The sequence below is a fragment of the Natrialba aegyptia DSM 13077 genome, from assembly GCF_000337535.1.
In the GTDB taxonomy this organism is placed as follows: Archaea; Halobacteriota; Halobacteria; order Halobacteriales; family Natrialbaceae; genus Natrialba; species Natrialba aegyptia.
On record NZ_AOIP01000058.1, the window covers coordinates 20,008 to 44,307 of the forward strand.

Consider the following 24,300-nt stretch of genomic DNA (forward strand, 5'->3'; position numbering starts at 1 on the left):
AGTTCACAATAGCGGCACCTCGGGGATGGAAAGGGCAACCTTTGACTATTGGTGCACACTTACAGTGCTATCATCGGTATCCAAGGAGTATGACATCGATCGGATTCCAGCTGTATAGCTTACACGCAGTCGATGAGTCGCTCCCGACCGTAATCGAACGCGTCGGCGAAACGGGGTTCGAAGGCGTCGAGTTCGCTGGTCTCGACGATGCTGATGTCACGTCGGTGGATGCTGCGCTGGATCAAAGTGAGGTAGCCCCAGCAGGCGCTCATGTTGGTCTCAACGAAATCGAAGCTGACGCAGAAGGCATCGCTGAGACGTATCGTGATCTCGGCTGTGAGTCCGTCGCCGTCCCGTGGCTCGATCCAGAGCACTTCGCCTCTCGAGAGGCCGTCACGGAAACGGCCGGACGACTCGCGGATGCCGCCACGTTACTGGCGAACTACGGACTTGATCTACACTATCACAATCATGATCAGGAGTTCATCGACCTAGACGGCGGTCCCGCGCTGGAGTACCTGCTCGATACGACGGACGATGTGGGTCTTCAACTGGATCTTGGGTGGGCCGGCGCAGCGGGCTACGAGCCACTTTCGTTCCTCGAAACACATGCCGATCGGATCGATCTCGTACATCTGAAAGATTACGACGCCGCTGCGGGCGAGACGGTCGAGGTCGGTGAGGGTGACTTGGACATCGAGGCAACCGTGGAGTTGGTTAGAGATCAGGACTTCGAGTGGCTCGTCTACGAGGCCGAAGAACGGCCTGGTTCCTATGAAACGCTCGACCATGCCGCGGACATCGTTACCGAATACTGGTAGTGTCGAGACGGAAACCACCTTCTCGAGAGACGCCTGTTAACAGTAACCACAAAGCGACTTGCTGGATCGAACAGCCGTAACGATCTTTGTCTCAGTTCAGTTTAATGAGATCTCCCGTGGCGGATACTCATCCAGAACACAGCACTAACTATCGACCCGAAGCCCAGTACAATTGCGAGGTTAATCACCGCGAGCGTGTACGACTCGGTGCCACGCTCGCCGAATAGAAGCGTGATAACCGTAAGCACCAGCATGAATACGAGGAATAGCCAGAGCATCCCTAATTGCGTCTGGTAGTCACGGACGAGCGCCCAAAACGATCCCTTCCAAGACATGTGAGTTACCTGCGTCCGTTACCTGAATAAGCTTTTTCACCGTGTCCTGGTCATTCGATGAACGGATACTCACACCCAGACAGACAGCGTAATAGCGAGGAAAGAGGGGACAGTTCGAAATTAGTCAGTGAGTTCGGGGCTGTCCCAGTACTCGTGGTTCTCGTCTTCGCGGAAACAGGCGACCGTCTGCTCCCCGTGTTGGTAGTCGGATGGAGTTTCCTGACGGCAGGCCTCGGTTGCTTTCGGACAGCGCGTGTGGAACCGACAGCCGCTTGGTGGATCCACCGGATCGGGGACGTCGATCTTCCGCATGGGTGGCTCGCCAGTTCCGCGCAGTGCTAGGTCGGGCGTCGCCCAGCGTAATACGTTCGTGTAGGGGTGTTGTGGGTCGTTGATCATGTCCTCGGCAGGCCCGACCTCGACGAGTTCACCGAGATACATCACGCCGATTTTCCCGCCGCCGTGTCCGGAGAAATACCGTGCGTTCGAAAGGTCGTGTGAGATGAAAATGTAGGAGGTATCGAACTCGTCTTGCAGATCGAGCATGAGGTCCATCATTTCGACCCGCAGGGAGACATCCAGGGCGCTGATCGCCTCGTCAGCGAGGATAACGTCGGGGTTCATCAACAGTGCGCGACACAGCGCGACACGCTGTTGTTCGCCGCCCGATAGCTGGTGTGGGTATCGCTCCGCGAAGTCTTGGGGAGGATTCATTCCAACGCGCTCTAACAGAGAATAGATTCGGCTTCGCTTCTCCGAACGGCTGAGTTCGGGATTGACCTGACGCAACGGCTCGGAGAGGATCGAAACGATCCGTCGATTGGGGTTGAGCGATGCGCCGGGATCCTGGTGGATGATCTGGAGCGACGTGCGGATATCTTCCCACTCCGTCTCGGTTGTTGCGGTGCCGTCGCGAACGGCCCAGATATCCTCGCCTCGGTACGTTACCGATCCGCCGGTAGGCCGCTGGAGTCCAATTGCCGTCTTTCCGAGCGTCGTCTTTCCACAGCCACTCTCTCCGACGAGCGAGACGATATCGTTCTCTTCGATATCGAGCGAGACGCCGTCGACCGCATGGACCGTCTCAGGTTCGTCGAAATTCAGCAGATTCTCGTTGGTGAAGTGTACCTCGATGTCTTCGAGGGAGATGAGCGGATTGTCGCTCATTCATCTACACCTCCCGTAGTGTCACCAGGCGAGTTCTCGTGGAGGAGCGGGACTTCGTCGTACGATGCTTGCCAGTGGTAGCAAGCCGAGCCGTGATCTGTTTCAACCTCGTGATAATCCGGCACCTCGGTCCGACACTCCTCGGTCGCGAGCGGACACCGTGGGTGGTACGCACAACCGGTGGGCATGTTGATCGGAGCGGGGCTCTGGCCGTCGATTGGCTGCATTTCCGATAGCGGTGCATCGAGATTCGGCGTCGAGTTGAGAAGCGCACGCGTGTACGGGTGAGCTGCGTTCTCGACGATGTCTCGCGTGTCTCCTATTTCAACGAGCCGAAACGCGTACATGATTGCCATTCGGTCTGCCAATGCAGCAACGAGCGGCAAGTCGTGTGTAATGAATACCATCGTCAGGTTGTACTTCTCCTGTAAGTCCGAGAGCAATAGCAGAATGGACCGCTGCATCAGGAGATCGAGCGCCGCCGTCGGTTCGTCCATCACCAGCACGTCGGGGTCAAGGACTAGGCTGAGCGCGATCAGGGCGCGCTGTTGCATGCCACCGGAGAGTTCGTGGGGATAGGAGTCGAGAATGCGGTCGGGTTCGAGATACAGATCTTCAAGCAGTTCCTCGGCCCGTCCGAGACCCTTCTTGATATCGGCGTCGTGGGCACGTAGCGTTTCCTCGAAGTGCGTTCGGAGGTCCAGCGTCGGGTTGAACGAGTTCATCGCTCCCTGGAATACCATCGAGATGTCTTCCCAGCGCAGCGAGCGACGGTCGGCTTTCTCGAGTTCCAGAATGTTGATCGGTGCCTTCCCGTCGGGACGATACGTTATTTCTCCTGTTAGGTGTCCGGGGGAGGGGACCGCATCGAGCAATGAGGAAGCGAGCATCGATTTTCCGGAGCCGCTTTCACCGACGACGCCCAGTATCTCACCGCGTTCGAGTTCGAGGGATACGTGATCGAGGACGTACGACCTGCCCTCGTCGTAGGTCACGGCCGCGTTGCGGATCTCGATGATCGGATCGTCGGCGCTGTACACCCGTCTGTCGGTCGTCTGGTCGATCGCCATCAGGTCATCACCTCGGTGGGCGCAGCAGTGTCTTCGTCGTCCGTCTCCGATCCTGACTCTCCGGCGAGGCGGGTCCGAACGCGCGGATTGAAGACTCGATCCATCCCCTGCGCGAGCAGGATGAGACCGAGTGCAAGAAACATAATCGCAATCATCGGCACGACCAGCTGGTACATCGTGCCGCCGCCGCTGAGCGCACCAGCCTGACTGTAGGCGTTATCCAGTTGAATCCCCCAGTTCGCCACTGACGTCGGGAGGATACCCAGGTAGTACAGCCCGACGGACGCGAAGACGACGTACCGTGCGGCGTTAGCGAAGTTGACGAGCACGTACGGCATCATGTTCGGAATGATGTCCTTGAGCAGGATCCGTGGCGTACTCACGTTCATCGTCCGCGACGCTTCGACGTAGGAGTGTTCCCGGATCGCTAGCACCTGCGAACGAATGGAGCGAGCAAGCCCCGCCCAGTAGTTGATCGTGATGAGGATACCGATCACGGCGGCACGCTCCGGAGACACCACGACCGCCAGTACCATGATGAGCGGGAGTCCGGGGATCGACATCATCACGTCGGAGAACGTCGTCAGGACGCGATCCGTCGTCCCTCCTTTGTAGCCGGCAACCGTCCCGATCAGGACGGCGAGCCCGGTCGCGAAGATACCGCCGGACAGAATCATGATAAGCATCTCGGGTGTCGCATGAATCACCATCGCGAGAACGTCCTGCCCGGACCCCGTCGTACCGAGCGGGGCCTCCAGGGTCTCGAACGGTCGCAGGCTACGTGGCGATTGATTCGTACTCGGTTCGCGATAGAGCCACGCGCCGATGGTGCCGATGAAGACGTAGATACCCATGATGATCGCGCCGATTCGCGTCCGCCGGTCTTCCCACGCGACCAGTCCCGGTTTGTAGATGAACTCGCGATAGAACTCGCGGAGTCGATCCGCCGTTGTAACCTCGACTTCGGACTGGGCGGCGCCGAACGAGAACTCTCGTTCCGATCCGGTATCGGATTCAGTATGCTTCATTGGAATCACCCGATTTGACTCGGGGATCGATGAGCCCGTATGTCAAGTCAGCTATATACACCGACAGTACGAGTGCTGTCGTGATGACGAGGAAGATTCCCATCATGAGCGGATAATCTCGGTTGATGAGCGCTTCGAACATATAGTATCCGATCCCGGTGTAGGTGAATATCTCTTCGAGGATCACTGATCCACCGAGATTGAATCCGATAAGCGTCAGGAAACCGGTGTACATCGGCAAAATAGCGTTCCGTCCGACATAGCGTGTCGCGATCCGGCGATCCGAGAGCCCTCGCAGTCGTGCGACCCTCACGAAATCCTCGCCGAGAACCTGAATGCTGTTACCGCGCATTGCGAGCGTCTGCAGGCCAACCTGAGTGATCACGACCGATGCGATTGGGAGCGCCGCATGGTATAACGCGTCCTGGATGAATAGGAACGATAACTCGGGAGAGATGCCCGGACTCGTCCGGTATCGGGCCGGGAATACGCCAAACTTGTAGGAGAACACGACCACGAAGAGGATTCCGAGCACGTAGAAGGGAACTGATGACAACAAGATCGAGAGACCGCTCGAGGCCGTATCGAACGTGGATCCCTCCTTGTACGCGATGAGTGCACCCCAGACAACGGCGATAGCGAACAGGATTATCGTCGCCGTCACCATGACGAAGACCGTCCACGGAAGCGCATCAATGATGATATCAGAGACCGGCTCTCTGAAGTAAAACGACTCCCCCAGATTTCCGGACAGGAGCGACGACATGTACTCGTAATACTCGACGTAGATCGGTTGACTTTCCTGTTGTCGTGATTGAATAATCGCGTCGATTCGTGACGGATCGACTCCCTGTCGGACTAATCGCGCCCGAAGCATTTCTAGGGGGCCGCCGGGGATCGCCCGAATCAACCCGAACGTGAGCGTCACAGTCACCCACAAGGTGAGGACTGCACGCCCGGTTCGTTTAATATAATAGTTGTTCATGGAGTGGTTTGTGTAGTTCTGTGTTATAGGTTTTTTGATGATGTGTCTACGTGCGTTGTGCTGCGGCGTTATCCGGTATACTGCAGTTCTCCCTGCCGGATGAGCCACAGATGTGGCCACCGAACCTGTGAGACATCAGCACCTTGTTCAGGAACGGACCACTCATCGGTGGCGAGAAACGCCTGCTCTTGTTTTTCCATAACGGGGATTACGGGCAGATCCACGTTGGTCACCCACGCCTGTTCGATCGAGATCTCGCGAGTTATCTCCTCATCAGATGTATCGGACAGTTCCCGTAGTCGATCACTCGGATTGATCGTCATCGATCCCGAGCCGGTTCGGGATGGAACGGTAACGTCGCCGTTGGTCCCACCCCGGTTTTCATTAGCGGGCGTATAGTTGTACGTGAACCCGCGATAGTGTTCTACGAGTTGGTGATGAAGGGAAAAGTACGGGAAGGACGCACGTCCGCCGCCCGGAAGCCACCCGCCAGCCGAGAGAACGAAGTCTCCGTTTGGCCACACCGTCCCGTTTAGCGCACTGAAGTTCCGTGAGTCGATCTCGGACTCGAACCCGAAGTCGTTGAGTTGATCGACGACGGTCTCCGTTGCAGTGACCCAGTCGGACCACCCGGACGGAACAACGATAGGTAGTTCAACGACGGCCCCGCTACTGTCGACCCATGTATCGCCGTCTTTCGAATATCCCGCATCTCCAAGGAGCTGGTCTGCCTCGTCGGTCTGTCGTTCGTTCACGCCGTAGTCCTCGAACGAGTCGTAGGCGTCGCCGAGCCAGCGCTCCTGATCGTCGGCGGGAATTCCAACGGGCAGCGGCGGCGCCTTCTTCAACGTCTCACCGACGTTCTTGACAATGGTCTCCCGATCTAGCACGTGCGCGATCGCCCGGCGAACTGCCCTGTCTCCGGCGTGTTCGTGATCGTGTTGCGGGACTAGTCCGTACCCGACGTTCCCCGGAATCGTCTCCATCTGGATATGGTCGGGAAAATCGCTCACGACGTTCGGCGGCGCAAACACCATCACCGAGTCGAGTTCGTTCGCGTTGATCGACTGGTGGACGGCCGTATTACCGTCGAGGTAGCGAAACGCTATCCGGTCGAAGTTGATATTGTCCGCATCGGGATGGTCCTCCCGTTTTTCGAGGAGGATCTGTTGATTGCTCCGCTCTGCGATCGTGAACGGCCCGTTGGCAATGACATCCTGATAGGCATATCCCTGGATGTCGCTTTGGGCCTGCTCAGGATCGTCTTCGAACTGGTCGACGTACTCCCCGAATTCGCTCTCCTTCAGGGTCATAAACCGCTGTCCGAGCGTCTCGAACTCGACGATCTGCGGATTAACATCGCCGCTGAGATTGAGCACGACGGTTCGGTCGTCCGTCGCCTCGATACTGTCTGTGAACTCGTCAATCGGCCCCCCGCTCAGCATCGCGATGCGTAGCTGCGTCGCGACGTCTTCGGCCGTAACATCGTCCCCGTCCTCCCAGGTAACACCGTCACGGACGGTCATCTCGAACGTCTCGTCGACGAGTTCCCAATTCTGGATGAGATACGGAACGAACTCGCCCTTTGCAAAGTTGTAGTTCGCAAATCGATCGAAGAGGAGGTAGTGTGAGTACTGCGAATAGCTCGTTGGATTATTCGGATTGTACTGAATCTTCGTCGGCACCTGGTTCGTGTAGCTAATATGGGTGCCATCAGTCGCATTGCCGCCCATACAGCCCGCAAACGCAACTGCACCCGACGCGCCGGCAACTTCGAGGAATGCCCGGCGATCGATGTGGCTGTGATAATTACGATTATTGTCCGCCATTGTCCATCATGTGAGTGTAAGTCAGGGGTTATAAAGCCTGGCATATCATCCGTTATTTATACATATTGAGAACACGGAACAGCTATTCGATGTTTGAACGCGCGCTGACTACGGTGATCAAGGCCACGATAGCGGTTCGGTGGACAGAGAGCGGGCAACATTCGGTTGCCCGCAGCCAGGCTGTTTCTATCAATTCGAACAGTGGTTTTGTTTCACAGTGTCAAACGCTTCGTCGATAGACCGCATCAGACAATGCCGCAAAACCTGTGTACTATGATAGCTCATCTACTCTCCCCCTCTGATCGGTCTACTGGTTGTCTCGCATCGAGTACTGTCGATGTCGTCGATGTTTGACCAAGTGAAACGTCTGATGACGTCAGACGATTGGTTTACAGTCGTATGCCCGTCAGAAATCGGGAATATGACAGAGGAGCAACGATGAGAGAAATCCAGCAACCACAATTGATTTACCGACTGAGTGTGGGTGGATATAACATGGAATCCACGGCACTGACGGTCGGCATCGTCGGACTCGGAGCACACGGGACGAATCATGTGGAGCGACTCAGAGAACTCGGACACAAAGTGTACGGAGTAGATGCCAACACGACAGCGCGGCGGGAATTTCGGGAACGGTACAACGCAACAACCTTCGAAAGTCTCGACGAACTATATGCGCAAGATTTAGATGCCGTCATTATCTCGACACCGAACAAGTTCCACGAAACGGCGGCGGTCGATGCACTTGAAGCAGATCACAATGTTCTTCTCGAGAAGCCACTTGCACACACGTTAGCAAGCGCAGAGCGTATCGCCGACGCGGCGAACCGAACCAGTAATGTCTGCATGGTCGGCTTTCACCACCGCTACCGGAACGCATGTCAGGTTGTCAAATCGTACGTCGAAGACGGATATCTGGGCGAGATTACGCACATTGACGCCCAGTTCATTCGACGGCGCGGTGTTCCTGGGCGGGGTACGTGGTACACATCACAAGACATCGCTGGCGGTGGTGCATTAATCGATGTCGGCGCACACGTCCTCGACTTGCTTTTCTTCTGGACAGACTGGCCGACGATCACCGACGCAATGGCAGCGTCACGGTCGGACTTCGGCCAGCACGATGACTACACGTACCTGCACATGTGGGGCGAAGACGACCGCGGCAAGATGTACGATGTCGAAGACTCCGTAACAGCGTTCTGTGAGTTCGACTCCGGTATGACCGCGAATATCCAAGTCGCGTGGGCAGCAAATATGGCCTCAACGCACAGTTATCGGCTTCGGGGTACAGAAGCGGGCATGACAATCGATATTACGAACACGCTCCAGGAAGTCGAACCGGATATCGATCAGCGAAACGACCTCCAACTGTACGAAGCGCGATCTGGACGCCGTAACCATTTCGTCAACAGCGAAATTATCGTCTCGTCAAACGATCCGTACCGGGACGAGTTGGAGACGTTTCTTGATGCGGTCCAATCCGGCAAGCGGCCGAAGATGACGAACGTAGAACAGGCGCTCGATGTGCAGCGTGCCATCGACCGGATCTATCGAGCGAGTCAGTAACGTTCTGTACTCGTTACCCTACCGCCGATTTCACATCGGATCCGCTCCTAATCTACAGGTGCGCATGTTTAACTATCCGTAGATATTGGTAGCGAGTATGCCAGAGGAAACCCCAGGGGGTCGCGGAAAGACGATCCAGTCTGTCGAGTCAGCACTGGCTGTCGTCGAAGTCATTCGCCGAAAGGAACGGGCGGGTGTCACGGAGATAGCGAACGAACTCGATCGCTCCAAAAGTACGGTCCATCACTACGTGACGACGCTGGTCAAACAAGATTATCTCGAGAAAGTCGACGGGGAGTATCAGCTTAGTCTGCGGTTTCTCACGCTCGGCGGTCAGGTCCGCGAGCGCGAGCAACTGTATCATCTCGGAAAGGATGATGTCGATAAACTCGCACAGGAAACCGGCGAACAGGCGCGCCTCATCGTCGAACGTAACGGGTCCGGCATTACGCTCTATCAAGCGACTGGCAACCACGTTACGGAACCGATAACGCACGTGGGTAGTATCGAGGCACTCTACTGTACTGCGGCCGGCAAAGTATTCCTCGCTGAACTCTCGGAGGAGGAACTTGATTCGTACCTCGATTCGGTCTCCATCACTCCGTACACCGAAAACACGATCACTGACGCCGACAAGCTACGAGAGGAACTTGACAAAATCCAAGACCGAGGAGTGGCGTTTGACGATGAGGAACGATATGAGGGATATCGATGCGTAGCCTCCGCTATCAGCACCGAAGAAAGAGAACTGTTCGGCGCGCTCAGCGTCTCCGCACCGATCGACCGAATGGACGAAGAACGGTTTCGTACTGACATACCGAATCAACTCCAGAACGTCGCTGGTGTCGTCGAAATCAACACTACGTATTCGGAGTGGACGGACGTTCTCTAAGGCCGTCGGAGTCCCGTTTAAGGAACTGGGCGTTACAAAAGTACAATTGTAATCTCACTCCCGCTGAGTACGTGTGAGTACAACCCCACCTACTGCACCGTGTCTCGTTCGAGTCAGATCCCAACATCCATCGAACAACCGCGATGGCAAGACCAATTTGTTTGATGATCGTGAACAAAGAACGAGGTGAAAAGTAACTCGTGGCAGTTCCGTCTGGACCGGCCACGGTTCAAGTAGTTCATCAAAGCTTCTCAGAACCAATTTGCGTGTATCAGTGACCCTTCGAGCTGTTCACCAATCGGATAGTAGAGATGATCCATTTTTGTTTCCGTCTATCAAACAATTGCGCTGTTGCCTTCGATCACAGCCTCTCCGGTCGCGACAGTAGATTCTTGTAGAATAAGTCCGTGGGTCCGCGTATGCAACGTGGACTAGTCATTGCAGACGATACCGAGATGGGGCACAAACTACTTGCCGAAGCAGCTGCGACTGCTCGCGGTAGCGATTGTGGATTGGTCGTCTTGTCCGTTATTCGCCCGGAGTCATTTGCAGCGGACGTCGAAACTCTCGAAGCGATCGGCGACATTGAAGACACCCACTACGATGAGAGCAACGTCCTCGATGCTGAGCGGCGTTCCGTTCAGTCAATAGTCGCCGATAGTATTGACGACGCGGACTTGGAAATTACGTACCGGGTCAGTGTCGCGTCGGAAGACGAACACGTCGAGACAGTCCTCCAAACCACCCGGAAAACCGGATGCGACCACCTGTTCACGTGCGGGAACCAGCGCTCCCCAACCGGTAAAGCAATCTTCGGAGATCGGACACAGCAACTCCTTCTCGAGTTCCCCGGCCCTGTGACAGTGGCCCTTGACTAACCGACTAGATCAGTACCGTCTCGTCGGATACGTGTGCCATAGAAACTTACTCCCGCTTCTCCCATCGATTATTCACGAGAAAAGCGCCGTGAACCCATTATAGGGACCGATAGCGTTATTATGCTCTGCTGATACAGTCAGGGTATGCGGGTAGAGTCGCTCAACGGTAGTTGGAAGTTCCGTCAGTCGAAGACCGATCGCTGGTTCGATGCATCGGTTCCCGGCGGAGTCTACACGGACCTCTTCAATGCAGGTGAAATCCCAGATCCGTACTACGCTGACAACGAACTCGACCTTCAGTGGGTTGGGAAATCCGACTGGGTCTATCGGCGCACTGTGACACTGGACGATGACTTCCTCGACGAGGATCGTATACGCTTGCGCTGTGCAGGCCTCGACACCGTCGCGACGGTACGTATCAACGGTGAGATCGTGGGTGAAGCCGCTAACATGCACCGCAAATACGAGTTCGATGTCGACGACGTCCTCACTCCAGGAGAGAATCAGATAGCGATCGCGTTCGATTCGCCTATCGAGTACAGCACTCGCCGCTCGACGAACCACGAATACCGGGTCCCAACACTTCGGTATCCGATCGACCAGCCGGGGCGAAACTTCATCCGGAAAGCCCAGTGCCACTACGGCTGGGACTGGGGGCCGTGTCTTCCGACGGTCGGTATCTGGCGAGATATTGAACTCTTGGCGTACTCCGAACCGCGAATCGAGTACACGAAGACCGCACAAGATCACGATGTCGAGGGAGTTGACCTCAACGTGACCGTCGGTCTCGATGCCCCGTCCGACGACAAAGTGATTCTCACTGCCGAGGTTGCAGGTGCGGCGACACGCGAAGTCGTCGATGTACCCGAGGGGCACACCGAGGTACCGATCTCTTTCAACGTTCCCGACCCCGATCTCTGGTGGCCGAACGGGTACGGCGACCAGCCGCTATACGATCTCACCGTCGCTATCGACGCAGACCCCGAACTGGTACCGGAGGACATGGACACGATGACAGCCGACGGCGGTGTAACGACGGACGCCCCCTCACATGAAACCACTACCCGCCTCGGATTCCGAGAGCTTGAACTCGTTCGCGAACCGGATCGGGAGGGTGGCGGCGAGTCGTTCCAGTTCGAGGTCAACGGAGTACCGGTGTTCGCAAAGGGAGCCAACTGGATTCCGTCCGACGCACTGTATGGGCGGGTCACGCGCGATCGATACGATTCGTTACTGGACAGCGCCGCCGACGCCAACATGAATATGATTCGCGTCTGGGGCGGCGGGTACTACGAGCGCGACGGTTTCTACGAGGCCTGTGACGAACGCGGACTACTCGTCTGGCAGGACTTCATGTTCGCCTGTGCACTGTATCCCAGCGACGAAACGTATCTGGAGTCCGTCGAGGCAGAAGTCCGGTATCAGGTTCGTCGGTTAGCGGACCATCCGTCGATCGCGCTCTGGTGTGGAAACAACGAGGTCGAAATGGGCCTCGAAAGCTGGTTCGATGATGCCGACGAACTGGAACAGTTAAAGCGGAACTACGAGACGCTGTTTTACGACGTGATTGGCGATGCCGTCACCGAGGAGGACGCGACCCGAACGTACTGGCCGGGATCGCCGTCGAGTGGGACCGGGATGCAAGATCCCTATCAGACGGATAAAGGCGATATCCATTACTGGAATGTCTGGCACGATGGCGCGGACTTCGACGAGTACGAAACGGTCGAACCGCGGTTCGTCTCGGAGTTCGGATACCAGTCGTTCCCCTCGGTTGACGCTCTCTCAGCCGTGCTCCCGGACGAGGAGCTTAACCCGACCGCGCCGTTGATGGAGCATCACCAGCGAAACGAGGACGGCAATCGAACGATACTCCAACGAATGGCCTCATCGTTCCGTATCCCGTTTAGTTTTGAGGACTTCGTCTACCTCAGTCAGGTGCAGCAAGCTCTCGCAATGAAAGTTGCTATCGAACACTGGCGGCGACTAAAGCCAAATTGCATGGGCACGTTGTACTGGCAGTTGAACGACCTCTGGCCCTGCGCGTCGTGGTCGTCCATCGAATACGGCGGCGATTGGAAGGCGCTCCAGCATATCAGCCGTCGCATCTACGCGCCGGTCCTCCTCTCGACAACCACGACCACGAGTGACGATGGTGTCGAAATCTGGCTTACGAACGACGAACGCGATCCCCTCACCGGGACAGTCACCATCGAGGCCTCTTCTTTCGACGGAGAACTCGTTGGCAAGGTCGACGAGAGCGTCTCTGTCGAAGGGCTCGGAAGCGATTGCGTGGCAACTATCGATGCAGATCAGTTGATCGACGGTATTCCTCGAGAAGAAGCGTTCCTCAGTGTCACATTCGACGGGAGTGACGAGACATATCCAGCGTTCGAGTTCTTTGAGGAGTACAAGCAACTTGACCTTCCAGAACCGAACCTCGCCACCTCCATCAACGAGAACGAGGTGACGATTGAGACGGACGCTGCCGCGCTGTTCGTCACGCTTGACGTTCCGATCGCCGGCCGATTCTCAGACAACTACTTCCACCTGCGGCCCAATGAGGAGCGAACGGTCGCGTTCGACGCGACGGAGTCATCCGACGATCTTGAACAGAGACTCACCCAAACTCTGTCGTTGACCCATCTCCGAAAAACGTACTAATGAACAGCACCTTGGGGACGAGCCCGAACCAAGTCCACCCCGGTGGAACCTTCGACGACCGAAGCGAGTCGTTCTCGATCGGCCCAACGTAGACGACTGCTGTCCGATAACGGTCGTACAATCGTCCCGATTCATCGAACCCAATGTCACGGTACGCCTCGATCGCGGCAGCCATGTCAGTTGGCCCGTCGTCGTGCCAAGTCTCGGTGAAGTTGTCGGGAGTGCCTGCAACATCGCGGAAGTGGACGAAGTTGATTCGGTCAGTAAACCGGCGGATTGTCGCCGGCACGTCGACATCCATCGCCGAGAAGTTGCCGTGGCAGAACGTGATACCGTTGTACTGCGAGTCGGAAATATCGAGAACGCACTCGTACGCCCCCGGAGAGTTGATAATGCGCGGCATCCCGCGACTGTCTCTGGTGAGGGAATCGTCGGGGTGCAGTCCAAGTTTGATGCCCGCTTCCTCGGCGACCGGAACGACACGCTCGAGGAAGTAGTCCAGATTTGCCAAGCGTTCGTCGGCCGTCGTCGAGCGTGCTGTGGCAGGCAGGTCTGTACGAGGTGGTGAGTGAATTACCTCTGCTTGGCGCCGTGACGGAGGTCCGAACCCACCGTAGTCCTGCCATCCAGTCGTAATACACGACATCGATATCGAGTTCACCGAGATTCCGCAGCAATTGGCAAAACTCGTCGATTTCGTCGTCTCGACCGTCCTTCGCAAGGCGCGTAGTATCGATTAGCGGGAGGCTTCTCTCGAACGCGGCGGGTTCGATCCCGTGGTCACGAGACTTGTTGACGATGCGGAGCAGTTCGTCGTCTTCTGACGATCACCGACCGTCGCCGAGTTCGAGCGAGTGATACACGGCGTGGTCGACTCGATTTGCTTTGCTTGGCTCTGGTGAATCGCCATAGGGCGTTGGGTTGGGCCTACATTGCGGCACTGCGACAGAGTCTAATCGTTTCGCCAGCAGAGATTCGGTGGAAATTGAAGCCAGAATCATCCAAGAGTAGCGCATCGAGCCACTGATATAGAGTCGAAAGTCGCCGGCGTCTAGCGATTCACCATAGCCCTTTGCTTTCTCCCATCGTTCATCGGGTGTCGGTCGGAGAACGAGAGCGAGTTGCACACGAAATCTCCGGCAGAAATGCGTTTGGCTGCTAGCTGAGTTCGTGTGCTGATCGTGGCCGCCGTCCTCGGGACTGGCCTTCTGTTCCGCTTTGCCACTATCCGTTTTTCGATGGCTCGGAACCATATTGTCCCATGGTATGAACTCGCACAACTCTACCCCAGCAGGATGTTCGTCGGTCGATTTTCGGTCCGTGTGTTTCTGTTAGTGGCTCTACACCGTAATAGCGTGTCAACTGGATAGATGGATTTTGCGAAAGTACCGACAGCGGCTGGCTTTGGGACTCCTCAGAAACTGAGTTTAACACAAAGATTCAATATTATTGTTCTTCCATTACTGGTCGGAGTCTGGAAATGTACAAACGACGTGACGTACTCAAGTCCTCTGCGATAGGGACTACGATGGGTATTGGCGTACTGGCGAGTAGTTCGACGACAACTGCGACTGGAGCGTCGTTCGGCGACGGTGTTAATCTCCAACCCGCCTACTACTGCAGCGGCGAGCAGGATCTGGGATGGGATCTAATGAACGAATATCCTGATATCGAAACCGTCCGCATCGAAATCGAACCGCCGACTGGCGGTGAGACAAGCGCGACTCTCTCAGACATTCGGCGGTGGATCGATGAGGCGAACGCCAATGGATACCAGGTCATCGCGACCTATCACCACTGGCCGTCAAACGGATCTGGGGACCCACAGGACTTGCAAGATGCAGCGAACTGGTGGGTGGAAAATTACGACTACCTTTCGCAGAACTCCTCATTCACGATCAATCTCCACAACGAGTGGGGGACACACGAGGTATCAGTATCTGAGTACGGCAGTGCGTACGATAGCGCGCTCAGTAAACTGCGCGACAGCAACTACGACGGAACCGTGATCTGTGACGTACCCGGATACGGGCAGGAACCACAGATTGCTGCTGACAGCGTCGGTTACATCGGTGACGACAACATTGCGTTCTCTGTTCACGTGTACGCGAAGGCATGGAACGAGTACGCGGGAGAGCCGCTGAAGGAATCTCACCTCGACTATCTGAACTCGAACCAACCCTATCCGTGTCTGGTCGGAGAGTTCGGCCCGCTTGGACCGGACGACCGGACGGATTGGTCAGCAGTCGTCGATCACGCGAAGGAACTGGGCTGGCCAGTACTCGGTTGGGCTTGGAACGGTGACGGCGAATCCGACCCCATGAACATGATCTCGCCGTTCTGGGGCGACGATTGCAGTGCAACATCCTACTCAAAGACTTCGTATTTTGATACCGTGTACAATAAGCTGAGCGGCGGGGGCTCTGGTGACGGAGGAGGGGAGACAACGACTCAGTACCTGAACGCCGAGTATTATTCGCTCGATGGCGTTTCGACGGCAACGAGTCGGACGGACTACTGGGGCGACGCATACGTTACGGGCTTTGACAGTTCAGGCGACTCCGTCACGGTGAACTTCGATGCGGTGACCAGCGGCGAACGAACCGTCAAAATTCGGTACGCTGCTCCCTATGACGACAAGGAGTGCAATCTGTACATTAACAGCCAGTCCGTTGGACAAGCGCTGCTCCCGTACTCGACCTCGTTTCAACAGACGGACGCAGGAACATACCAGTTCGTCGAGGGGTACAACGAGATCACGATAGAGAAAGGGTGGGGGTACTACGATATCGACGCAATCATCGTCAAGTGAAAACAGAACTCGTTGAGTATCCGAATAACACGACGTGGAGAGATCGTAGGCTTTTGATTTCAAAAGAAACGGTCTCAGCTATCGAACTAGGGAAAATCTTGCCGAGTAGTATTTTGCTTGTGATTGCCGGTCGGGCCTAGAACACGAATTAGAGGCACTGCCTAGTTGAGCCAGTTTGAGACGTGAGCAGGTCGTACTGTTGAGTTGGTTGATGCTCGCAGACCTGCGCAGCGAGAGCTATGAGATGGATTTAGAAGAATCTTGGGAGAACGAGCGGACGGCGACGCCTGGCAGGGCGTTCGCCGTCCGCCTCCATCAGATCGGTTGTTCGCTTCGGGAGACAACAACGATTCTCGCTGAATTAGACGTTGAACGCTATCACGGAGCGGTCTGGAACTGGGTTCATCGGCTGGCTGACAGCGGACGCGACCCGCCGACGGCATTGTCGTCGCGGGTCGCTGTCGACGAAACTGCTGTCAAGATCAACGGCGAGTGGTCTTGGCTATACGCTGCAATAGACATTGAGACAAAGGTGATTCTTGCCGTTGCATTGTTTAGTCGACATGGCACTGATCCGGCGGCTGCGTTTCTGCAGAAACTTCGCGAGAAACACGACCTCTCCGAGACTGAGTTTCTCGTCGATCAATTTGGCTATCGGACTGCCCTCGCTCGAGTCGGACTGAGNACTTCGCGAGAAACACGACCTCTCCGAGACTGAGTTTCTCGTCGATCAATTTGGCTATCGGACTGCCCTCGCTCGAGTCGGACTGAGCGGTCGGGTCAACTACACCGACCGAAACCTCATCGAAAAGTGGTTTCACACCCTCAAAATGCGTATCGACCGCTTCCATAATTCATGGGTGGGCAGTCGGGCGAGCGTCCGCGAGTGGCTTGAACAGTTCGTGCATTACTACAACCACCAAAGACCGCATCAAGCTCTCGATGGAAACGTGCCAGTCGAGGAGGTGCAGAACTAGACAGTGCCGACCACAAGAACACCTCTCTGAACTGGTAAAAGCTCCTGCGGTCACTTCGCACGTGTAGTAATCAGTAGATTCACGCGAATAAGCCTCTAAAGAAGAGGATTTCAACAGAGCCATTATTCTGTGTCAAACACTTCCGTATTGTCTGCAGCTAGCTCACTCGCTTCGATATGCGAATACATTTCAGAAGTCGTCTGCGGGTCAGCGTGACGCAACGTCCGTTGTGCTGCAGCGGCCCCGCGCTCACGATAGAGTTTCTCGCCGACGCCACGGCGAGCACCGTGCAGCGTGAGATAGTCACCATCCTCCAGATCTAAGCCTGGCACCGCCACCTCTTTCGAAAGACGTTTCAACAATGTTCGAGCACCCGAGGTACTCATCGGCGGCGGTTGGATGCTTTTCTCGAGCATGAAATCCCACGTGTCGCCATCTGGTTTGTCGTATCCCGCGTCCTCAATCCGACTGTACAATGACGGCGGATGACGAGAGGGGAACACGGGCCACGAATCGGTCGGCGGATCGACAAGTGTTCGAAGTCGTCGCAACGGTTGGATAGTCTGGCCCGGGAGCCCAACCTCTTCGTGCGGGTTCTGGCTCTTACCAAGAACCGTGATGACACTGTTTTCGAGATCCACGTCGCCCCATCGAAGCCCGTTCCGGCGCTCGTCGCGATAGTCTGCGAAAACTTCGGAACCCCGAACGCCGGTGTAGGCGAGGACATGGACGATAGCTCGATTCCGTACTGGCTCGAACGGGTCAGTGTTGTCAGCCTCAATCGCCTCGCGTGCACGCTTATCGGTGAACTCGGTAATTGCCTGTCGTTGCTCGGGCGACCAGAACTGTTGGTCCCCGCTATTGGTTCGCGAGTTCGGCAGCAGTTTCGTTGCTTTCCGTTTCTCTGCGGGATTTTCGACACGGTATTCGACTTCCACAGCCCACGAGAGGAAAGCCGAGATGTAGTTGTAGTAGGTGCGAGCTGTCGACGCAGCGATCCCGTTGTCGCTGCGGGCCCGGCGTTTGAGAGACGAGGCGTAATGGCGCATTGTCAGTGCCGTAATATCTGTGATCGTCGTCACGTTTCGGTCCGCACACCAATCGATCCACATTTCGAGGATGTACTCGAGATTCTGGCTGTAGTTCCCTTGTTTCTCCGTAATGAACTCGTCCGTGGCGTCTTCGAGCGGAATTTTCTCATCTGAACTGTAATTGCTATCTGCCATCGACGTAGCTTCGTAGAGGGCATCAAGGTTCAAAATACTACCGCACATTATTGGTCTAATGTGCAGTGTACCTCCCCAATCCATGATATCGAAGATACAACCCATGAGGAGACAGATACCGGGCATCTCACGCTAACTAGATTGGAGATAAATCACATTACGCGATATAGAATCTGCTGGCCGGAGACTATGATGCAAAGCAGAGTCCGGTAACGAGTTCACAGCGGATCACGGGTCTACTAATAATCTAGCTCACTACAGCCGATTCTCCCCGAGTTGGCGATAAGACATCCAAACCTGGAGACGCCAACCGGCACTCGAGGTCCGGGTTTTCGACGGTTGCACCATAACTAGGAATAATATGGGGAGTAATCAGCCGGTATGGATTCGACCCTCAGACGACGACGGTTGCTGCAAGCGCTGAGCGGAGGCGTTGCAGCGAGTGTGGCCGGTTGCACCGGCCAAGCTGACAGCGGCGCACTCGAGATGACGGTTCCACGGAGCATCACGAATATCAGTCCGATCCAAACGCCATCGAAATACGCGAACTTCGTTCCGATCCGAATGCTGTACTCGCAACTCTCTCGGATCACTTACGACATGGAACGCGAGGACGATCTCGCAACGGGGTGGGAGGAGCAAAACGACGACCTCACCCGCTGGGTAGTCACCATTCGCGATGACGCTACGTTCCACTACAGCGGTGAGTCCGTTACTGCCGAAGATGTCGTTCACACGTACAGGACGATCGTCGAAGGCGGCTATCCGGGGACGGGCAATCTCGGTGGGATAGTCGACATCAACCGCATCGACGAGTTCACCGTCGAGTTCGAACTCGATCGTTCGAACCCAGACTTTCCTCGCTATCAAGCGCTTGCTTGGGCGTCAATCGTTCCGAAAGAAATCCTCGAGGGAGACCTCAAGTCGCTCCAAACCGAAGCGTACGGTAGCGGACCATTCGTTCTGGACTCGTTCCCCGGCAACGACGAGATTACGCTGCGTCGAAATCCGGAGTTTTATCTGACGGACGAGGACGGAAACGCGCTCCCCTACGCGGACGAACTCGTGCTCAGTCATGTTCCAGATGCCGGGACGGAAGTCACGCGCCTCCAAAACCGAGAGATCGACGTGATACACCGAACGGATACCGCGCAGTTCGCTCGCCTCGAGTCGATCTCCCACGTCGAACCACAGCGTGTGACCGCGGGTAACTTCGTCGCGTTCGTCATGAACACCGACCACGAACCGTGGGACGATGTCCGGGTGCGGCAGGCGATGAAACACGCGGTAAACAGGGAGGAGTTCGTCGAAAGCGTCCTTCAAGGATACGGGACGATCGGGCAGGACTCGGTACTCGCACCGCTGTTTCCGTTCTACGCGGAACTTCCGGATCGATCGCAGGATCTCGAGCGAGCGCGGGAACTCCTCGCCGAAGCGGGCTATCCGGACGGATTCCACCTAACCGAAGACTTCGGTATCACGTTTTACACGCCGACGGAGCCTCCGGAACAGCTGAACGCGGCGCTTCTGTTTCAGGAACAGTTCGGCGAAATCGGCGTCGAAATGGAACTCGAGCAGGTGAGTTACGATATCTTCGAGACGGAGATCTGGGGAGAGAAACCGACGTATTCGGTCCACTACGGGACGTATCTGAACGAAGACCACCTGTTGAGTAACTTGATCTGGTCGGAAGGATCCTGGTGGGACGAGAACAGGTGGGAAAACGAAGAAAAGGACGAATTGATCGAACGGGCCCGACGAACGACGGACGAGGATGAGCGAAGCGAATTGTACGAACGAGTACAGGAACTCATGTACGAAGCGGGCCCGTACGTAATTCCGTTCCACATGGAGAACCTCGGAGCGAACGCGGCGCGGATCGAGGGCTGGGAGCGCCACCCGATGTTAGGACACGACCACCTGGAGAGAGTACGCTCAACCGACCGATGATCCGTGTAACTCGCCCGCGACGCGGCCCGCTCGGACGAAGCGACGGTCGCAGCGCACTCGATCGAAACGCGATCGGTTCCAAGCGTCTCAAAGACGGACGGACCAACGGATGGCAACAAGGATGAACTCGTTTCACCGGTATCTCCTCAAGCGATTGGTATACGTGCTCCTCAACCTGGTCGGGCTGTCGGTGGTTGTGTTCTGTATAACGGTGGTACTTCCGGGGAACGCAGCCGAAACGATTCTCGGACGATATGCGACGCCGGAGAACGTTGCCACCCTCGAGCGCGAGCTCGGGCTTCATCGTCCGCATCACGTTCAATACCTCGACTGGGTCGCCGGATTCGTGACGGGTGATTGGGGGACGAGTTTTCGGCACAACCGGCCGGTGTTCGATCTCGTCGTAACGCGGGGTATTCGATCGGCGTATCTCGCCGTGATCTCCCTGGTCGCAATCGTCGCGGTTTCGATTCCGGCTGGGATTATCGCTGCAGTCTATTCCGAGAGCACTCTCGATGCCGGAATTACCGGACTTGCGTACGTTGGAATCAGCGTTCCCGAGTTCGTCACGGGGACCGGGTTGCTCGTCTTGTTTGCCGGCCCGGTGTGGAGCGTCTTCCCCGCCGGGGGATACACGCCGCTTTCAGCGGGCGGACCCGTTGAATGGGCCTCTCATCTCGTGTTGCCGGTGATAACGCTGACGTTCCTCTCCATCGCACACCTGGTCCGATTGACGCGGACCGAGATGATCGAGACGCTTCAGTCCGAGTACGTTCGGACCGCTCGACTGAAGGGGCTCGACGAACGGACGGTCGTTCTGAAACACGCGGTGAGGAACGGACTGTTACCGACCGTTACCCTGCTAGCGATGAACGTTGGGTATCTGGTTGGCGGTGTCGTCGTCGTCGAAGAGGTGTTTGCGTATCCGGGATTGGGGCGCTTGCTCGTCGGGGCGGTTCTCCACCGTGATATACCCGTGCTGCAGGCGACCGTTCTCCTGGTGGCAGGTATCTACATGTTCGCCAATCTCGGGGCCGACCTGCTCTACACCTATTTTGATCCGCGCATCAGCTACGGCAGCTCAGCGAGGTGACCGGTGATGGGGAGCCAACATACTGGAAGACGGAGTACGGCCGAAAACGCGCTTCGCGACCGGTTGAAGAACGGTTTGTGCGAGGTATTCGCAAATCGGCGGTGTGCGATCGGAATAGCGATACTTGCACCGATCGTCTTCACAACGGTTCTTGCGCCGGTTATCGCACCGCATAACCCGACTGAAACCCACATGGGTGCGCAGTTTGCCGCTCCGGGCGGCGAGTTCCTCCTCGGAACGGATCATCTCGGACGGGATCTGCTCTCTCGGGTACTGTACGGCGGCCGATCGAGCCTCGTGCTCGGATTCGCTGCGGCGGGGGTATCGATGCTCGTCGGCGTCCCGCTCGGACTCGCGTCCGGGTATCTCGGCGGCCGCATCGACGAGGGTGTCATGCGGCTACTGGATATGTTGCTGAGTATTCCGTCACTCTTGCTCGCGCTACTGATCGTCGCGTTGTTGGGGTCGAGCCTTCTCAATGCGGTTCTTGCGATTGCCGTCGTGTACACGCCGCGGATCGCTCGCGTCGTCCGAAGCAGTACGCTCGCGGTGAAACAGGAAGAGTTCATCAAAGCTGCGGAGGCGCGCGGCGAATCGCGGGTGTACATCTGCTTCGGAGAGATCTTGCCGAATATCCTCTCACCGATTATCGTCGAGGGATCGATCCGGATCGGGTTCGCGATTCTGATCGGTGCGTCCCTTTCGTTTCTCGGATTGGGAACGCAACCGCCGACGCCGGACTGGGGGTACATGATCTCGATCGCCCGTGATCACCTCTGGAGTACGACCTGGTACTGGTTGTGGCCGAGTCTCTGGCTCGGCCTTACCGTCTTCGGCTGTAACCTCCTCGGAGACGGCTTGCAAGACGTTCTCGACCCACAATCACACGTGTCAAAACGACCGTAATATGTCAAAACGAAACCACTCAGTTGTTCGAGACGAAGAAGAGAGCCTCATCGAAGTCGAATCGCTCACCGTAACGTACGACACGCCGGACGGTGACGTACATGCGCTCCGTGATATATCGCTGTCGCTGGACCGGGGAGAAACGCTCGGCATAGCCGGAGAGAGCGGAAGCGGAAAGAGCACGCTCGCGCTCGCGCTTCTCGACTATCTCGATGAAAACGGCCGGATTACGAGCGGATCCATACGGTACGACGGACGGCGAATCCACGACCTCTCGGCGGATGAACTGCGAGCGTTACGCGGAAACCGCCTTGCACACGTCCCGCAGGATCCGAACACAGCGTTGAATCCCGCATTACGTGTCGGTGAGCAGATCACCGAGACCATCCGAGAGCACACGGATAAGACGACACGAGCGGCCCAAGAGAGGCTGTACGAGTTGCTGGAGACGGTTCAAATAGGCGACGCCGCATACACTGCTGATCAATACCCACACGAACTCTCCGGCGGCATGCAACAGCGGGTCCTCATCGCGATGGCGCTCTCGTGCGATCCGGATCTGCTGATCCTCGACGAACCGACGACCGGGCTAGATGTCACGACGCAGGCGACCGTTCTCGATCTCGTTCGAGACCTTAACGAATCGTTCAACACGACGATCGTGCTCATCACACACGATCTTAGCGTCATCGCGAACACGTGTGAGAGGGCGATGATCCTCTACGCCGGCGAGGTCATGGAAACTGGGTCCGTTTCACAAGTGTTCAATTCCCCTACACATCCCTACACGCAGGGGCTTCTCGCGGCCGTTCCACGCATCCGAGACGAGCGAACGATGAACTCGGTTCCGGGACGAACACCGGCCCTTGCGGAAATCCCCGAGGGGTGTGTGTTCGCGGATCGATGTGCGTTCTCCACTGCCGACTGCCGAACCGCGCCGATAGACATGACCGCCGTCGATGCCGACGGTGAGGCACCGCATCGGACGCGGTGTTGCCACTGGGAAGACGCAGTTTCGGATCCGATCGAACCCGAAACGGTATCGGAACGGACCCGCGGGGAGACGTCGTCGGACGAAAGCCCACTGCTCAACGCATCGAACGTGACCAAGTACTTCGATACGCCCACGTTTCTCGATCGAATCAGCGGTGGCAATCCGCCGGTCAAAGCCGTCGATGGAGTCGATCTATCCGTGCAGAGAGGGGAAACGCTGGCGCTCGTCGGCGAAAGCGGTTGTGGAAAGAGCACGCTCGGTGCCTGTCTGGTGGACGTACTAGAGCGGACGAGCGGAGAGATTACGTTCAACGGGGACCGCCTTGCCGATTTGCGCGGTTCCGCTCGCGACGAGTTCCGCTCGAACGCACAAATTGTCTTCCAGAATCCCCACTCGAGTCTCAACCCGCGAAAGCGGATCGGCGATCAGTTACACCGAGCCGTAACAACGCTCACCGATCTCGATCGGACGGCACGGCGCGACCGAGTCGAGGAACTGCTCGACCACGTCGGCCTCGATAGCACTCACGCGGCACGCTATCCGCACGAACTCTCCGGCGGCGAAAAACAACGCGTCGCGATCGCGCGGGCGTTCGCCGGAAACCCTGCGTTCGTCGTTCTCGACGAACCGGTCAGCGCGCTCGACGTGAGCGTGCAAGCGAACATCCTCGACTTACTCGACAGGCTCCGCGAGGAATACGATACCTCGTATCTGTTTATCAGCCACGATCTACGCGTCGTCAAACACAGTAGCGATCGGGTAGCCGTCATGTACCTCGGGCAAATCGTCGAAGTCGGCTCACGAGAATCCGTCTTCAACCCGCCGTATCACCCGTATACAAGGGCGCTCCTCTCGGCAAATCCGGATTTGGATCCGGAAACAGACGCGGAACGAATCCAACTCGACGGGGATGTCCCAAGCGCCCGCGATCCACCGACCGGCTGTCCGTTCCACACCCGTTGCCCCCAGTATATCGGCGAAAAATGTGACCGACAGGAACCGGAACTGACGCCCGTCGAAACGGCGGACGGCGACACGCATCACATCGCGTGTCACTTGAGCGCCGACGAACTCGAGGACGGCTTGGAGTTGTAAGCGTCTCGC

At 56.7% G+C, this 24,300-nt stretch carries 18 protein-coding genes and 2 pseudogenes; 11 read left to right on the forward strand and 9 right to left on the reverse strand.

The window, feature by feature from the left end; all coding sequences use genetic code 11:
* Positions 1-89 precede the first annotated feature (89 nt).
* Positions 90-821, forward strand: a complete 732-nt coding sequence (locus tag C480_RS19980) for a sugar phosphate isomerase/epimerase family protein (RefSeq protein ID WP_006667470.1) — start codon at positions 90-92, stop codon at positions 819-821.
* Positions 822-922: 101 nt separating this feature from the next.
* Here C480_RS19980 and C480_RS19985 read toward each other — a convergent pair whose 3' ends face one another.
* The 6 genes from C480_RS19985 to C480_RS20010 form a co-directional block, all read right to left on the reverse strand.
* On the reverse strand, positions 923-1,156 hold the full coding sequence (locus C480_RS19985) for a hypothetical protein (RefSeq protein WP_006667471.1): 234 nt from the start codon (positions 1,154-1,156) through the stop codon (positions 923-925).
* Positions 1,157-1,276: 120 nt separating this feature from the next.
* Complete coding sequence (locus C480_RS24695) at positions 1,277-2,323, reverse strand: ABC transporter ATP-binding protein (RefSeq protein WP_006667472.1); 1,047 nt, start codon at positions 2,321-2,323, stop codon at positions 1,277-1,279.
* On the reverse strand, positions 2,320-3,393 hold the full coding sequence (locus C480_RS24700; protein WP_006667473.1) for an ABC transporter ATP-binding protein: 1,074 nt from the start codon (positions 3,391-3,393) through the stop codon (positions 2,320-2,322). Before C480_RS24700 ends, C480_RS24695 begins: the two co-directional genes overlap by 4 nt.
* On the reverse strand, positions 3,393-4,421 hold the full coding sequence (locus C480_RS20000) for an ABC transporter permease (RefSeq protein ID WP_006667474.1): 1,029 nt from the start codon (positions 4,419-4,421) through the stop codon (positions 3,393-3,395). The genes C480_RS24700 and C480_RS20000 overlap by 1 nt, the downstream gene beginning before the upstream one ends.
* Positions 4,408-5,406, reverse strand: a complete 999-nt coding sequence (locus tag C480_RS20005; RefSeq protein WP_006667475.1) for an ABC transporter permease — start codon at positions 5,404-5,406, stop codon at positions 4,408-4,410. Before C480_RS20005 ends, C480_RS20000 begins: the two co-directional genes overlap by 14 nt.
* A 68-nt stretch (positions 5,407-5,474) precedes the next feature.
* On the reverse strand, positions 5,475-7,235 hold the full coding sequence (locus tag C480_RS20010) for an ABC transporter substrate-binding protein (RefSeq protein ID WP_241433894.1): 1,761 nt from the start codon (positions 7,233-7,235) through the stop codon (positions 5,475-5,477).
* Between the two features lie 495 nt (positions 7,236-7,730).
* Here C480_RS20010 and C480_RS20015 point away from each other — a divergent pair, with 495 nt between their 5' ends.
* The 4 genes from C480_RS20015 (at position 7,731) to C480_RS20030 (ending at position 13,238) form a co-directional block, all read left to right on the forward strand.
* Positions 7,731-8,804: a Gfo/Idh/MocA family protein gene (locus tag C480_RS20015; protein WP_006667477.1), complete on the forward strand. Its 1,074-nt coding sequence runs from the start codon at positions 7,731-7,733 to the stop codon at positions 8,802-8,804.
* Between the two features lie 97 nt (positions 8,805-8,901).
* A complete protein-coding gene (locus C480_RS20020; protein ID WP_006667478.1) occupies positions 8,902-9,696 on the forward strand; it encodes an IclR family transcriptional regulator in 795 nt (264 codons plus the stop codon).
* Positions 9,697-10,115: 419 nt separating this feature from the next.
* Entirely contained in the window at positions 10,116-10,574 is a 459-nt protein-coding gene (locus C480_RS20025) for a universal stress protein (RefSeq protein WP_083873449.1), read from the forward strand.
* Positions 10,575-10,718: 144 nt separating this feature from the next.
* Positions 10,719-13,238 (forward strand): beta-mannosidase, encoded by a 2,520-nt coding sequence (locus C480_RS20030; protein WP_006667480.1) that lies wholly within the window; start codon positions 10,719-10,721, stop codon positions 13,236-13,238.
* Here the strand turns inward: C480_RS20030 and C480_RS24115 are convergent.
* Together C480_RS24115 and C480_RS24855 are read right to left on the reverse strand one after the other, a co-directional pair.
* Positions 13,195-13,749 carry a mannonate dehydratase gene (locus C480_RS24115; RefSeq protein ID WP_006667481.1) on the reverse strand — a complete coding sequence of 185 codons (555 nt, stop codon included), beginning with the start codon at positions 13,747-13,749 and terminating at the stop codon, positions 13,195-13,197. The two genes, C480_RS20030 and C480_RS24115, sit on opposite strands and share 44 nt — an antisense overlap.
* Before the next feature lie 100 nt (positions 13,750-13,849).
* Positions 13,850-14,047, reverse strand: a pseudogene (locus C480_RS24855) (mannonate dehydratase); the annotation flags it as partial.
* Positions 14,048-14,889: 842 nt separating this feature from the next.
* Here C480_RS24855 and C480_RS20040 point away from each other — a divergent pair.
* Both C480_RS20040 and C480_RS20045 read left to right on the forward strand, forming a co-directional pair.
* Positions 14,890-16,050: a CBM35 domain-containing protein gene (locus C480_RS20040; RefSeq protein WP_241433895.1), complete on the forward strand. Its 1,161-nt coding sequence runs from the start codon at positions 14,890-14,892 to the stop codon at positions 16,048-16,050.
* A 208-nt stretch (positions 16,051-16,258) separates the two neighbouring features.
* Positions 16,259-17,027: pseudogene (locus tag C480_RS20045) on the forward strand (IS6 family transposase).
* A gap of 122 nt (positions 17,028-17,149) precedes the next feature.
* Here C480_RS20045 and C480_RS20050 read toward each other — a convergent pair.
* Positions 17,150-18,253 (reverse strand): tyrosine-type recombinase/integrase, encoded by a 1,104-nt coding sequence (locus C480_RS20050; RefSeq protein WP_006667485.1) that lies wholly within the window; start codon positions 18,251-18,253, stop codon positions 17,150-17,152.
* Between the two features lie 381 nt (positions 18,254-18,634).
* Here C480_RS20050 and C480_RS20055 point away from each other — a divergent pair, with 381 nt between their 5' ends.
* The 4 genes from C480_RS20055 (at position 18,635) to C480_RS20070 (ending at position 24,291) form a co-directional block, all read left to right on the forward strand.
* Positions 18,635-20,203, forward strand: a complete 1,569-nt coding sequence (locus tag C480_RS20055) for an ABC transporter substrate-binding protein (protein ID WP_241433896.1) — start codon at positions 18,635-18,637, stop codon at positions 20,201-20,203.
* 109 nt (positions 20,204-20,312) lie between these two features.
* Positions 20,313-21,296, forward strand: coding sequence for an ABC transporter permease (locus C480_RS20060; RefSeq protein WP_241433897.1), 984 nt, complete (start codon positions 20,313-20,315; stop codon positions 21,294-21,296).
* A 192-nt stretch (positions 21,297-21,488) separates the two neighbouring features.
* Complete coding sequence (locus C480_RS20065) at positions 21,489-22,202, forward strand: ABC transporter permease (protein ID WP_006667488.1); 714 nt, start codon at positions 21,489-21,491, stop codon at positions 22,200-22,202.
* Between the two features lies 1 nt (position 22,203).
* On the forward strand, positions 22,204-24,291 hold the full coding sequence (locus C480_RS20070) for an ABC transporter ATP-binding protein (protein WP_006667489.1): 2,088 nt from the start codon (positions 22,204-22,206) through the stop codon (positions 24,289-24,291).
* The last annotated feature ends 9 nt before the right edge of the window (positions 24,292-24,300 follow it).

Excerpts from the sequence above, each read along its gene's own strand:
- C480_RS19980 (WP_006667470.1), top strand. The coding sequence starts at position 90 with ATGACATCGATCGGATTCCAGCTGTATAGCTTACACGCAGTCGATGAG.
- C480_RS19985 (WP_006667471.1), bottom strand. The coding sequence starts at position 1,156 with ATGTCTTGGAAGGGATCGTTTTGGGCGCTCGTCCGTGACTACCAGACG.
- C480_RS24695 (WP_006667472.1), bottom strand. The coding sequence starts at position 2,323 with ATGAGCGACAATCCGCTCATCTCCCTCGAAGACATCGAGGTACACTTC.
- C480_RS24700 (WP_006667473.1), bottom strand. The coding sequence starts at position 3,393 with ATGGCGATCGACCAGACGACCGACAGACGGGTGTACAGCGCCGACGAT.
- C480_RS20000 (WP_006667474.1), bottom strand. The coding sequence starts at position 4,421 with ATGAAGCATACTGAATCCGATACCGGATCGGAACGAGAGTTCTCGTTC.
- C480_RS20005 (WP_006667475.1), bottom strand. The coding sequence starts at position 5,406 with ATGAACAACTATTATATTAAACGAACCGGGCGTGCAGTCCTCACCTTG.
- C480_RS20010 (WP_241433894.1), bottom strand. The coding sequence starts at position 7,235 with ATGGCGGACAATAATCGTAATTATCACAGCCACATCGATCGCCGGGCA.
- C480_RS20015 (WP_006667477.1), top strand. The coding sequence starts at position 7,731 with ATGGAATCCACGGCACTGACGGTCGGCATCGTCGGACTCGGAGCACAC.
- C480_RS20020 (WP_006667478.1), top strand. The coding sequence starts at position 8,902 with ATGCCAGAGGAAACCCCAGGGGGTCGCGGAAAGACGATCCAGTCTGTC.
- C480_RS20025 (WP_083873449.1), top strand. The coding sequence starts at position 10,116 with ATGCAACGTGGACTAGTCATTGCAGACGATACCGAGATGGGGCACAAA.
- C480_RS20030 (WP_006667480.1), top strand. The coding sequence starts at position 10,719 with ATGCGGGTAGAGTCGCTCAACGGTAGTTGGAAGTTCCGTCAGTCGAAG.
- C480_RS20040 (WP_241433895.1), top strand. The coding sequence starts at position 14,890 with ATGAACGAATATCCTGATATCGAAACCGTCCGCATCGAAATCGAACCG.
- C480_RS20050 (WP_006667485.1), bottom strand. The coding sequence starts at position 18,253 with ATGGCAGATAGCAATTACAGTTCAGATGAGAAAATTCCGCTCGAAGAC.
- C480_RS20055 (WP_241433896.1), top strand. The coding sequence starts at position 18,635 with ATGGATTCGACCCTCAGACGACGACGGTTGCTGCAAGCGCTGAGCGGA.
- C480_RS20060 (WP_241433897.1), top strand. The coding sequence starts at position 20,313 with ATGGCAACAAGGATGAACTCGTTTCACCGGTATCTCCTCAAGCGATTG.
- C480_RS20065 (WP_006667488.1), top strand. The coding sequence starts at position 21,489 with ATGGGTGCGCAGTTTGCCGCTCCGGGCGGCGAGTTCCTCCTCGGAACG.
- C480_RS20070 (WP_006667489.1), top strand. The coding sequence starts at position 22,204 with ATGTCAAAACGAAACCACTCAGTTGTTCGAGACGAAGAAGAGAGCCTC.